The 12,069-nt window shown below is 47.6% G+C and carries 13 protein-coding genes and 1 tRNA gene; 6 read left to right on the plus strand and 8 right to left on the minus strand.

The window, feature by feature from the left end; all coding sequences use genetic code 11:
* Nucleotides 1-150 precede the first annotated feature (150 nt).
* A complete protein-coding gene (locus ACU70B_RS11760) occupies nucleotides 151-318 on the plus strand; it encodes a hypothetical protein (RefSeq protein WP_447183715.1) in 168 nt (55 codons plus the stop codon).
* Nucleotide 319: 1 nt separating this feature from the next.
* Here ACU70B_RS11760 and ACU70B_RS11765 read toward each other — a convergent pair whose 3' ends face one another.
* The 3 genes from ACU70B_RS11765 to ACU70B_RS11775 are packed head-to-tail and all read right to left on the minus strand — an operon-like array spanning nucleotide 320 to nucleotide 3,493.
* Complete coding sequence (locus tag ACU70B_RS11765; RefSeq protein WP_447183716.1) at nucleotides 320-949, minus strand: ECF transporter S component; 630 nt, start codon at nucleotides 947-949, stop codon at nucleotides 320-322.
* 9 nt (nucleotides 950-958) lie between these two features.
* Nucleotides 959-2,626 carry an ABC transporter ATP-binding protein gene (locus ACU70B_RS11770; protein ID WP_447183717.1) on the minus strand — a complete coding sequence of 556 codons (1,668 nt, stop codon included), beginning with the start codon at nucleotides 2,624-2,626 and terminating at the stop codon, nucleotides 959-961.
* Nucleotides 2,627-2,629: 3 nt separating this feature from the next.
* Entirely contained in the window at nucleotides 2,630-3,493 is an 864-nt protein-coding gene (locus ACU70B_RS11775) for an energy-coupling factor transporter transmembrane component T (protein WP_447183718.1), read from the minus strand.
* 270 nt (nucleotides 3,494-3,763) lie between these two features.
* On the opposite strand from ACU70B_RS11775, the gene ACU70B_RS11780 reads away from it, so the two are divergent.
* Nucleotides 3,764-4,756, plus strand: coding sequence for a GGDEF domain-containing protein (locus ACU70B_RS11780; RefSeq protein WP_447183719.1), 993 nt, complete (start codon nucleotides 3,764-3,766; stop codon nucleotides 4,754-4,756).
* A gap of 59 nt (nucleotides 4,757-4,815) precedes the next feature.
* A tRNA-Leu gene (locus ACU70B_RS11785) sits at nucleotides 4,816-4,900 on the plus strand.
* A gap of 211 nt (nucleotides 4,901-5,111) precedes the next feature.
* On the opposite strand, the gene ACU70B_RS11790 is transcribed toward ACU70B_RS11785, so the two are convergent.
* Nucleotides 5,112-6,482 (minus strand): acetyl-CoA hydrolase/transferase family protein, encoded by a 1,371-nt coding sequence (locus ACU70B_RS11790; RefSeq protein ID WP_447183720.1) that lies wholly within the window; start codon nucleotides 6,480-6,482, stop codon nucleotides 5,112-5,114.
* Nucleotides 6,483-6,516: 34 nt separating this feature from the next.
* Nucleotides 6,517-7,761 (minus strand): acyl-CoA dehydrogenase family protein, encoded by a 1,245-nt coding sequence (locus tag ACU70B_RS11795; RefSeq protein ID WP_447183721.1) that lies wholly within the window; start codon nucleotides 7,759-7,761, stop codon nucleotides 6,517-6,519.
* A gap of 235 nt (nucleotides 7,762-7,996) precedes the next feature.
* On the opposite strand from ACU70B_RS11795, the gene relB reads away from it, so the two are divergent.
* Genes relB through ACU70B_RS11810 form a run of 3 tightly spaced genes read left to right on the plus strand, consistent with a single transcriptional unit; the run spans nucleotide 7,997 to nucleotide 9,708 of the window.
* A complete protein-coding gene (relB, locus tag ACU70B_RS11800; protein WP_447183722.1) occupies nucleotides 7,997-8,368 on the plus strand; it encodes a type II toxin-antitoxin system RelB family anti-toxin in 372 nt (123 codons plus the stop codon).
* Nucleotides 8,349-9,494, plus strand: coding sequence for an acyl-CoA dehydrogenase family protein (locus tag ACU70B_RS11805; protein WP_447183723.1), 1,146 nt, complete (start codon nucleotides 8,349-8,351; stop codon nucleotides 9,492-9,494). The genes relB and ACU70B_RS11805 overlap by 20 nt, the downstream gene beginning before the upstream one ends.
* A 22-nt stretch (nucleotides 9,495-9,516) precedes the next feature.
* Nucleotides 9,517-9,708: a 4Fe-4S binding protein gene (locus ACU70B_RS11810; protein WP_447183724.1), complete on the plus strand. Its 192-nt coding sequence runs from the start codon at nucleotides 9,517-9,519 to the stop codon at nucleotides 9,706-9,708.
* A 60-nt stretch (nucleotides 9,709-9,768) separates the two neighbouring features.
* On the opposite strand, the gene ACU70B_RS11815 is transcribed toward ACU70B_RS11810, so the two are convergent.
* From ACU70B_RS11815 to ACU70B_RS11825, 3 genes are all read right to left on the minus strand, one after another.
* A complete protein-coding gene (locus tag ACU70B_RS11815) occupies nucleotides 9,769-10,596 on the minus strand; it encodes an N-acetylmuramoyl-L-alanine amidase (RefSeq protein WP_447185766.1) in 828 nt (275 codons plus the stop codon).
* Between the two features lie 90 nt (nucleotides 10,597-10,686).
* Nucleotides 10,687-10,899 carry a DUF3006 domain-containing protein gene (locus tag ACU70B_RS11820; RefSeq protein WP_447183725.1) on the minus strand — a complete coding sequence of 71 codons (213 nt, stop codon included), beginning with the start codon at nucleotides 10,897-10,899 and terminating at the stop codon, nucleotides 10,687-10,689.
* A 12-nt stretch (nucleotides 10,900-10,911) separates the two neighbouring features.
* Nucleotides 10,912-12,006 carry a ComEC/Rec2 family competence protein gene (locus ACU70B_RS11825; RefSeq protein ID WP_447183726.1) on the minus strand — a complete coding sequence of 365 codons (1,095 nt, stop codon included), beginning with the start codon at nucleotides 12,004-12,006 and terminating at the stop codon, nucleotides 10,912-10,914.
* Nucleotides 12,007-12,069: the final 63 nt, after the last annotated feature.

The raw sequence follows: 12,069 nt of genomic DNA on the forward strand, positions 1-12,069 counted from the left end.
GTTATTGCCCGATTAAATCGTGAATTATATTACTACACTATATATCAAGGATATACCGGCTCTTAATTTAAAATCAAGTGCTTATTGTCTAAATGCACGTATTAATAGAATCTGACCCGGTAAAAACTAAACCAAGGAGGTGGTTAACAAGTGAAACCAAATGTTAAAAAAGAGGTAGTCAGCATTCAGGACTTTCTCCTGAATAACCCTCAGGCCCTGAACGACATTACCGCAGATATGTCGGAAGGGATTTATGATTGGGCTGATGATAAAGAAGCGGCCCGGCTGTGGGATACACCCAGCCAGGGGCGGGACTAGTCTAGGGATTCTTGCCGTCATCGGAGGAAATGTTCCGGTAGTAAATCTTATCCTTATATTCCTGTAGGATTTTTATGACCGGTGCCGACAGAAAAAGGCAAAAGCAAAAATTACAGACTGCATGCAGGCTGTCAAAAATCAAACTGGAAGCATAGGCTGCCAGAAATGATTTCAAGTTCAGGGGATAAACAAAGGCTATCCAGAACCCCAGGTTCTGCACCCAGCCAAATAAATAACCCCAAACCAGGCCAATACAGGCCAATCCGACCGGCTTTAATCCCGGCAGCAGACGGTACAGATAGGCGGTAACGGCGCCAACCATACCCCAGCCTATCATCTGCCATGGAGTCCAGGGACCCTGACCCAGAAAAAAATTTGATACCAGGGCAGCGCTGGCTCCTACCATGAAACCCGCCTGGGGCCCGAAAACACAGGCCGTAAGCATTACGACAAAGGTGGTAGGCTGAACACTGGGGATAGCGGCGAAGGGAACCCGCCCCAAAGCCGCTATTGCCGACAGGGCAGCCAGAAGTGCAATTTCCTTGCTGGAAACGGCTGCTTTCTGGGCCCAGAGATAGAGTATAACAATAGCGCCTAGAATTATAATTGTCGAAATAAAACCCCAGTTCATAACTCAACCTCAATTCCTGATTCTTCCAATACGTTCAACCGCCTGAGCTTCATTTATTACCCTTCTATCAAAAGGCCGGAACAACCTGGCTGCCTGCGAAGCGTAGAAAATATTCCCTGGTATCTGTTCATCTGCCGGACCTTCTGCCAATATCCTTCCGTCATGCATGAATACTATGCGCCCCGCGCATTCGCTGGCGAAGTCAATATCATGGGTGACCAGAAAGATTGTTTTTTGCTGACGGCAGAGATTGCTTAAAAGCGCACCCAGCTCTCGTTTATGTTCCCGGTCTACTCCGGTGGTAGGCTCATCCAGCAGGATAAGAGCAGGGTCTGCAGCCAGTATTGCCGCCAGAGCCGCCCTCTGCTTCTCCCCGGTGCTCAACTTCCTAGGGTCATGCTCCCGGTACTGCTGCAAATTCATGACTTTCAGCCAGAACTCCGATGTTGCTTCTTGCTTACCGGCCAGCAGAATATCCTGAATAACCGTGTCGGCCAGAAAAAAATCTTCCAGGTTTTGCGGCAGATACGCCAGTTGATGCTGCAAATTCTCCGGTTTAAGTTTTTTTCCACTTACCGCACCGACCCTGATATGGCCCCTGTAACCGCTCAGCAGTCCAGCTATAATTTGCAGCAGCGTACTCTTTCCGGCGCCATTGGAGCCTATCAGGGCTATGCACTCGCCCGGCCAAACTTGTAAGCTGAGTTCTCTTATTGCCGGTACATCATTGGCATAGGAAAAGCTGAGCCGGTTAATCTCCAGCAGCGGTTCGCCCAGGTTCAGATCAGGTTCGCTGCATCTTTTTTTCTCAGGCAGGGCAACTATATCCGCACCTATAGCCTTAAGCATTTTGCGCCCCTCCTTAATGGTCAGAGGGGCTTCCTCATTTTTTAGCCCGGCAGCAAACATGGCCGGAATACCCGGCAGCAATGGGTAATCCTCATTACGCGCCCAGCGCAACTGTTCCCTGCCCCCCCCTTGAAAGACAACCTCTCCGGCCTCCATTACCATTACCCGGTCGGCCATAACAAAGGCTTTGTCCAGCCTTTGTTCTATGAGAATAATGGTTATCCCCCACTCCTGGTTCAAGTCCCTTATCAATGCCAAAAACTCGCTTGCTGCCACCGGATCCAGCTGCGAAGTAGGTTCATCCAATATCAAAACCTTCGGGTTCATGGCCAGAACGCCGGCCAGTGCAATCTTCTGCCGCTCTCCTCCGGAGATAAGACGGCTATCCCGCCGCCGCAAGCCGTTCAAGTCCAAAAAGTCCATCATCTCCGCAACCCGTCGCTGCATAAGAGCATTGTCAAAACCGAGGTTCTCTAATCCAAAGGCAATATCGCGTTCTACATTTTTATAGAGCAATTGCTTATCCGGGTCCTGAAAAACAATACCGATTTCCTCTGCCAGCCTGCTTTTAGGCCACTGGGCCAGGGGAATTCCCTGGTATAGGATTTCTCCGTCCATATCCCCACCGTAAAAATCCGGCACCAAGCCGCACAATACTTTGGCCAGGGTGGATTTACCGCTTCCCGAGCGCCCCATCAATAATACAAACTCTCCCTCCAGTATCTCCAGACTAACCTGGCGCAGAGCCGGTTGGGGAGTGCGCGGATAGTAGTAAGAAAACCGGCGGAGATTAAAGAATTGTTCGGAATATTCAGGTCGTTTTTTCATTATTCAAACCTTTCGCAAAGATAGCCCGGAACCTGTAAGCGAGGGCAAAGATAAGAACAACAGGAGCAATACTTCCCTCCAGCGGGCTGGTAAACCAGCCTGTTGGAACGGGCTGCAATTCTGCAATCCTTCTCCAGTGTAACAGCCTGCCACTGCCAGCCCCAGAACCAGCGTGGTCAGCAAGACCAATACCCAGTCCCGGGTTCCCCATTTTTCCTGGCAGTATATGCTTCTGCGGCCGTTGCCGTAGCCTCTGGCCTGCATAGCCTCAGCCATCTGCAGCGCTGTCTGCAGTGAAGCCCGCAGGAGATTAAAAACCAAGGGTCCCAGTTTACGAATACGTTGGGCCTGCCCCCCTCCCCGGACAGCTACACCGCGGCTTCTTTGCACCTGGCTTATGGAACGGGCCCGAACCGCCAGTTCCGGTGTCAGCCGGGCTGAAATTGCCACCATTAAAATGGCAGGGCCGCTGAAACGGCCAAAAATATCCATTACCTTTTCTATCGGAATCAATTGGTTAAATACGGTAAATATTGCCAGGATAAGCACCAGTTTTATGGTCATGGCCAAACCAAAAACAATAGTCTCCCGATATATAGCAATAGTATAGCCCGGGATTCTTACGGCGGCCAGCAACAGCTCACCGTTTTGATTAAAGAGAGCATTAATGGCTACAATCAGTAACGCCAGCGGTATTATATAGGAAACCATTTTTTTAAGCGAGCGCAGTCTGTCCAGGCGGTAATTGAAGAACAAAACCACCGGCAGCATAAGCATAAGCTGGGCCATGCCATTATATAAAAGAGCCAGCAAAAACCAGGTTAAAAGATAAATCGCCACGCTCCGGGTATGATATTTTTCCAGCATAGAAGCTCCCCTTACCTTTCACACTTCTTTATTTTACCTGATTGTCCAAACAATAAAAGTCATCAGAGGGGAATATTCATCCCCAGCTCGCTTCCTGGCATCCGATATTACAGAATTTTAACTCACAAACCAATTATCGCTAATAATCCTAATCTTTAGTCATGAAAACTCGAAAAACGTCCTATATTGTATAGGACGTTTGTACAAATTGCACTTGCTATCTCTGCGCTATCTGCTATAAACTGAATTCAACAAGGGGATAGGAATGTAATGAAAACTATCTTAAACGGTAAGACAGCTCTCAGCTCAGCCATAAACAATAAGCGTACCTACAAGCAGCAGCGCATATTGGCTTTTTCAAGGCTTATAGTAGCTTGTCTGGGTGTAGTGCTATCTCTGCTTTTAATTGATAGGCTTGAAAAAGGCCTGATCATCAGCCTTGCCCTGGTTGTGTGCTATACTTCCGTTCTCTTTTTCAGCAAAGCCCCGAATAGCCTATCCACTCGACCCGCTATATTTGCAGCCATAATCGATACCATTCTAATATTTATGGTATGTTACTACTCCGGGGGGTTAAACTCACCGTTCCTACTGGCTTTTCTGTTTCCGGTGGTGGTCTGTGCCACCAGCCCTTCCTTTCCCGAATTACTTCTGCTTATAGCAATATCAACCCTGGCCCTTTTGCTGCTGGGAATTACCGGCGGTTTTGACATCTCTACCTTCTTATGCATGGCGATCACCTTAGTAGCTTCCGGAACGCTAATCTACATCCTGGTTTACAATGAATTCCAAATCCTATCATCCTACGTGATAAGAGACGGCCTGACCGGTCTATACACGCACCAGTACTTTTACGACCAGCTTAATGTATTAGTCAATAACACACCCCAGCCTACCATGTTCAGCCTGATTATGATCGATCTGGATGATTTTAAACGTCTTAATGATGAGCATGGCCATCTGGAGGGTGACCGGGTGTTGAAGCAGGTAGCGGATACGATTAAAAACAGCGTCAGAGAATCAGATATCGTTGCCCGTTATGGCGGCGACGAGTTCGGCATCATCCTTCCCGGGGTGGGCTACGAGCTATGTTCCACCGTAGTTGAACGCCTGCGCTCTTCCATAATCGCTCTGGGACACTTCAACCACGTATCCATAGGCAGCGCCCTATACCCCGATGAAGCCGACGAAATCTATCAGTTGGTTGATTTAGCTGACATCCGCATGTATGAAGAGAAAAAGGAAAGCCGGTGCAGCCTTTAAAAGCAAGTTGAAATCACAGCGTTATCAGAGTATAATATTGCGTGTACGATTTAACTAATGCGGATGTGGCGGAACTGGCAGACGCACCAGACTTAGGATCTGGCGAGTAACATCGTGGAGGTTCGAGTCCTCTCATCCGCACCAATAGAAAAGGCAGAGGGTTTGAGGTTTAAGCCCTCTTTTTTCTGTTCTTTTTGATTTGATCTTCCGGCCAGGCGTTACCCTGTATGGTAAAAATTCTGCTTTTGACCCGGGAGTATATCTAAGGGCTGATAACCCTGCTCTCGCAGATGATAAGAAAAGGTACCAGAACCCCTTGAGCTCTGGTACCTGCTGCAGCATATAATCAGCTTAATTATACTATTTTTCTCATTTTCTTAATGTTAATATCTGACCTGGAATCAATCAGATTAAGGCGTTTGGCTTCTGCCACCAGCCATTCCCTGAAATCCGGATGGGCTATACCGACAATATTTCTTACCCTTTCTCGCATTCCTGTTCCCTTGATATAGGCACAGCCGTATTCAGTTACCAGATATTGTACGTCCCAGCGACTTATTCCCACCCAGCCGTTAACCACCGGAGCAATTTTGGAATGCTCGGTTCCCTCCTTATCCGTAAAAGTGGAGTACAAGCAGAGGAATGCCTTGCCTCCTTTGGATTGCCACGCCCCCTGTACAAAGTCTGCCTGTCCTCCCATACCGGAATAAGGGACTATACCCATTGATTCTGAAACACACTGTCCGGCCAGATCGCATTCCATAATCGAGTTGACTGCTATAAAGTCGTCATGCAAAGCAATTATATTGGGATTAGCACAGAAATCAATGCCGTGTATCTCTACTCCGGGGTTATTATGGCAAAAGCCGTGCAGTTCCTTACTTCCCCAGATTATGGTTCCGATTGTCTTATGGGGCATAAAAGTTTTTCTGCGGTTAGTCAGGACGCCGGCTTTATAGAGTTCCAGATATGCATCAACTATCATTTCCGTATGGCAGCCCAGATCTTTTTTGCTGGTAAGATATTTGCCAAGTATATTAGGCAATCCGCCAATGCCCAGTTGCAGGGTAGCTCCGTCGGGAACGAGCTCGGCTATATAGTTGGCCATAGCTTCGTCCTTTTGGTTGGGTTTATCCGGGGGAGGGGCAATAATATCCCAGTTTGCCTCTGTCAGAACTGTCACCTCGGAAATATGAAAGTGGTTCTGTCCGTGAACAAAGGGGGCATTATTATTCACCTCCAGAAATACCCTCATAGGTTTACCTTTAGCCCAGGCTTGCCGGGTCATGGAGTAACTGTGCGAACAACTCATGGCGGCACTAAACCACCCGTGTTCATTCATAGGAGAAGCTGTCATAAACACCACATTGTAATCCCGGTCCTGTACACAGGTACGCGGTATATCCGTAAACCTGAACGGGGTTGGGTCGCATATTCCCTGCTGAGCCATAGGGCGCTCAAAGGGACTGATATAACCAGCCCTGTAATAACACTTGGAAGCCACCTCCGGTTTGCACAGCTCCGGGGCATTAAGGTTAAGGCCTACCGTTAATTCACAATCGGGTAGCTCTCCATTTTTTATTCTTCCAGCCAGGGCCGTGGATAAAAAACGGGGATTGCCGTTGGCTGTAGGGAATGAGATACGGTCACCATTTTCAACCAGTTTAACAGCTTCTTCAGGAGTCTTTAACTTTTCCTTATACATGTCCTGCCAATCCTTGTACATATGCCCCTACCTCCTTTAAGCACAGTCAAATTCATTATTCGTATATTTTTTCGTCTTCATCAAACGCGCTGACAGAATCAACTTCGCTATTGCGCTTAGTATTATTCTTAAGCTCCCGTTTCCTTTCCCCATACCATTCGTGCTGAGTAATAAGGCTCATTATCTCATTGCTTCCCACCCAGATCATGGAAAGCCTTAAATCACGCAATATCTTTTCTACCGGATAAATATCCGTATACCCGATTCCACCCATAACCTGCATACAGAGATTAACCGCATCCCAGCATTGTTCCGTCACAAACTTCTTGCCTTCGGAAACCAGGCGGCGGCACAGGGCATCACCGGCATTCGAGTCTACTGCCCTGGCAGTCATATACATGAGAGAACGGCAGCTATCCAATTTGGTAACCGCATCAGCTATTTTGAAGCTTACTCCCTGGAATTTGTTTATGGTTTTGCCGAATGCTTTGCGCTTGGTGGAATAATCAGTAGCAATCTCCAGAGCCGGCCGGGCAGCGCCAATGGTCATGGCAGCCGTACCAAAGCGCTCCGGTATCATCATCTGATAGAATATGGGGAAAGCCCCGTTCACTTCCCCGATTACATTTTCTTTAGGGACTCTGACATTATCAAACACAACCCGGGCCGTACCCCCGCCTCTGCATCCCATCAGACCGTAGAGATATTCTGTTTTTACCCCCATTTCCCTCTCTACCATAAAGCAGGTCATTGAATTGGTAGGACCGCCATCCGGATTGCTTTTGGCATACACCAGGAAATAGTCCGCCCCTTCTCCTCCGACAATAAAGCGTTTCTGTCCGTTAAGGATAAAGTCGTCACCATCTTTGGCAGCGTAAGTAGTCGAACCAAAAAAGTCAGATCCCCCACGTGGTTCGGTTAGACATTCGGCCGCAAATTTTTCCGCCGAACAGATCGCCGGCAGGTATTTCTTTTTCTGCTCTTCCGTGCCAAAATGAACCAGGGCTTCGGGAACCACATCACCCGTAACCCCATAGGTACAGCCAAACATGTATCCGTTTACACAAATCTCTTCCAATGCTATGATATCATCTTCCCATTGCAGGCCGCGCCCTCCATATTCTTTGGGAACCCTCAAGCCGATCAGGTTGCGGCGTCCGGCTTCCTGAAGATATTCCCTGGGATATTTAATCTTGTTCGCATCCATATCCAGGATATACTCACGTGGTATAGACTTGGCAAATCCCCTGACTTCGTCCCTTAACTTGATTTGTTCCGGTGTCATTACAAATTGAAACATGTACATCCCACCCTTTCATTTTTATTACATCATGTAATATTATTCTACCACGTTTGTCATATTACGCAAGTTTTTTTATGTCTGTCATTTGTATCTTCGTGAAGCCATCAATAATCACAGCGTATTACATTGTCGTTTTTTTATCACGATATGTTATTGCATATACTTCTATATTACAAATATGATTAAAGTGCTATACTTTAATCAATACACAGTAATATTCGAGGAGAAAGATATGAAGCTTAACGAGCTCGGTAAAAAAATTCAGATCGCCCGGGAAGAACAGAAAATGAGCCAGGAACAACTTGCTATTGCTATTGGCTGCTCCCAATCTGCTATTTCAAATTATGAAAAGGGGAAGAGACGTATTTATCTCTCGCAATTAGAAAGGCTGTCAGAGGTACTAGATAAGCCGTTGGATTATTTTGTGGAAAGCTCTACCGACCATCCTTCTGCAACAGGCCCCAAGGATTACCGCCTGTTGGAGATTATTAACAATCTGTACCACCTTACAAACGATGAAGTTGCGCAGGTAGACAAGTTTATTCAGTATTTAAAATGGCTGAGGAGTAGAGGAGGAGAAAAAGATGGACCTTTCCTTAAATAGGCAGCAATCCCACCTGGTAAATCTGGTGCAGCAACTTGCCCGGGAGGAGATAAGGCCATATGCTCAGAGTCATGATTTTACCCGTAACGAGGGGTTTGACTGGTATCTAGTTCGCCAGCTGGGAAAGCACAATCTGGTCTGTCCCACCATCCCCCGGGAATACGGGGGATTGGGTCTCGATATCTTTACCACCGCCCTCATTGTCGAGGAGATTGCCTGCGCTTGCCCCGGATTGGCGGCAGTTATAGATACCAATTTGCATGCAGTGCAGCCGCTGTTATTGGCGGGAAGCGAGGAACAAAAAACCAGGTTCCTGCCCCTGCTTACCGGTAGAGAGGCTCATCTGGCGGCTTTCGCCTTGACCGAACCGAGTGGAGGTTCTGACCTTAATGCCATGCATACTTTTGCTGAAAAGAACGGACAGCAATTTATTATCGACGGTAAAAAGGATTATATTCTTAACACGCCCGAAGCCAGTTTTATTTCTTTATTCGCTATGACTAACCTGCGAAAAAAGAAGGCATCGATGCGCTACTTTGTGATCCCCCGCGATACACCGGGAGTAAAGATAGGAAAAACCAGAGCAATGCAGGTGCTTGATTATGCCCGCCTGGGAGAACTGATATTTGACAATGCCGTACTCGATTCCGATTTCGTCATAAAGGTCAAGGAGCCTCTGAGCGGCTATTTGCTGATGAACCAAACCTTTGATATCGGACGCGCACTGGTAGGCGCCACATCAGTGGGTATTGCCCGGGCCGCTTATGAGCTGGCCTATGAGTTCGCCGATCAAAGGATACAATTTGGCAGAAAAATAAAAGACCATCAGTCTGTCTCTTATGCTCTGGTGGAAATGGCAACCAAAATTGAAATGGCTCGCCTGCTTACCTGGAAAGCCTGCTGGTTAATAGACCGGGGGGATGATTATACGGTAGCTTCAGCCATGGCCAAACTGTCTGCCAGTGTAATAGCCCAGGAAGTTACCCGTATGGCTGCAGATATCCTGGCAGCCCGGGCCTTCGAAAAGGGCTCTTACATTGGCCAGTTATTAAGAGATGCCATGGCTTTGTCGACTATTGAAGGGACTAATAATATTCAGCGTAATATCATCGTTTCTTTATTATGATACCGTTTATGAGGATATGACAATGTATGCCATCAATAAAGAAGTATGTTCCGCCTGCGGTCTCTGTGCCGATGTCTGCCCAACCGGGGCCATTAGTCCCATTGGTGAATACAAAATAATTCCCGACCTCTGCATAAGCTGTGCCCTTTGCCAGGATAGTTGTCCCAGCCAGGCCATCTCATGTACAGAGGAATATAATAAATTAACTTCGTAATCAGGGATTTGGCAAACCGGCTTCGCAAGCCTGCTTTTTCCTTTTAAAGCGCAGGCGGCTTTAAGCTTCTCTTATTTTTACGGTACGGGTTTTTTCATCCCAACTCAGTTGGCAACCCATGGATTCAGCCATCTGCCTTAAGGGGGCATAGGCGGTGTCACCCCGCATAACGGCTACTATACCCGTGCCAGCAACTATAATACTAACATCTTGGTTGTCGGGCCCTCTTCCTTTTGATGGCGGAATAAGTACAACCCTTCTGGCCTGACTGAGCCATTCCACCTGCCATCCCAAAGCCATTGCGATTTCCCTGGCCGGGCCATAGGCTTTATCCGTTTGTAAAAATCCCTTTATACTTTTATCCCCAGCTACAATATCAATTTCTGAAGAGCTTGCCGATACATCTGAACCAGTCAGCTCATTAAAAAGCCTATCCCAGGGAAAGCCAGGGCCGGGGTCGTTTTTACGATTTACACTATCCAGGTTGCAGTGGCCGATGATATGGGCGTGATCCACCGGAATATTATGTTTCTGAACCAACTGGCGGTGCAATTCCAGGCTGGCTTTATACTGGGCCTCGCTTAATACTTCCCCGGCCAGCGCTTCATGCTCAATTCCCAGGGTATAACAGTTAGGGTTGCTCCCATCGTAAAGTACCCAATCAGGCCGGTTGACTATTCCAGCATGCCAGGCAGTATCTTCATCCTTTACCAGCTGATAAACCACCCCTGACTTGGTCACCAGGTAATGAGCACTGGCTCTTGCAGCCGGGTTGCGCAACCAGCTAAGCGTACCCGGCATAAGCCCGGCAGTAATATGATTGACAATGGCTATTATATCGCGCCCCTGACGGCCACGGCGGTAATTGGGAGACGACGCCCATTGCATCTGCACTTCAATCCCTCCTCTAACAATATCTTACGGCATTGCTAATACCATAATATGGCATACTTCAAGTTTTTGCATCTGGTATTTCAATTAATCCCGCCAGAGTTCTCCGGCTAATTTTTCAGCCTTCTCCCGCCGTCTTTTGGCAGCTTCCGAATCCAGCAACCACTCTCCTTTATCAGATACCAGCACATCTCCTTCCCGTGCCTGGGCAGGCAGCATAGCCCGGGGTATTGTTTTAAATTCATCGTCCCCCTCCAGAATGGCAAATTCACCTTCAAAACGGTCAATAATCACTTTCATCGTACACCCTCCTTATGGCTGACAATTAGTGCAAGGGGAAAATCCCTGACTAAGGGCTTTATCCCGGCTGTTGAAATAAATCCGGTTTTTCTCTGCCGGCTGGCTTTTGCAGTCAGGGCGATGGAATTTTAATGATTTCTTGTTTCCAATATACCGTATTGCAGTTTCAGGCTGAACTGCCGCCACGGACTTACCGCTATCCTGTTTTTTCCCAACGCTCTCGACATTTATACTGCGGCCATCACTGGTCATGATAATGGTTCCATTTAAATCAGTACGGTAGACTTCTGCCCCGGCATCACCCAGAGCAGTCAAAGTCTCCTGATGGGGGTGCCCATAATCATTGCCCGCTCCGCACATAATTACCGCATACTGCGGTGCAACCGCCCGTAAGAATTTGGAGCCGGTACTGCTCGAGCTTCCATGATGCCCCACTTTAAGCACATCGGCCTCAAGTTGTTGGTTGCTGGCAAGCATTTCCGATTCCGATAGCTCCTCGGCATCGCCAGTGAAAATAAATGAGTTTCTTCCATACTCGACTCGTAATACTGCACTGTAGTTATTGAGTTCATCATAGCTATCTCCGACCGGTGCAAGGAAACTGACCTTAACCCCTTCCAGGGGAATTTCTACCCCCTGACGGGCAGTACTGATTTTAAGATCTTGTCCTTTTACCGCATCAAGCAGGGCGGCAAAGGCCTCAGTATTGTGGGTAACCTGGGGCAGATAGACTTTTTCTACCGGAAATGCATCGATAATCCCGGCCAGGCCGCCGATATGGTCAGAATGGGGATGAGTGCCTACCACAACCGCCAGTTGCTTTACTCCCTGGTCGCGCAGAAAGCTGGCGACATTCTCACCTTCCTCGCGCATCCCCCCATCAATGAGCATATATTGCCCCTGTGGAGATCGAGCTAAAATTGCATCCCCCTGTCCGCAGTCAATAAAGAACACTTCGAGTTTACCATCACTAATTTCCTTTGACCGGGTATCGAGGGAGATTGCCTTTTCTTCGTTTACCTTGGAATCACTATCGGAGGCACACCCTCCTATAATTGCCAAAAAAAGTAACACCGCGACTGTTAAAACCCATAGCTTCTTATGCAACTATAAAACCTCCTGAATCCGGGAATCTAATAAAGCATTAATATTCTCCTCACAATCCCTAAA

The organism is Syntrophomonas curvata, assembly GCF_052976825.1.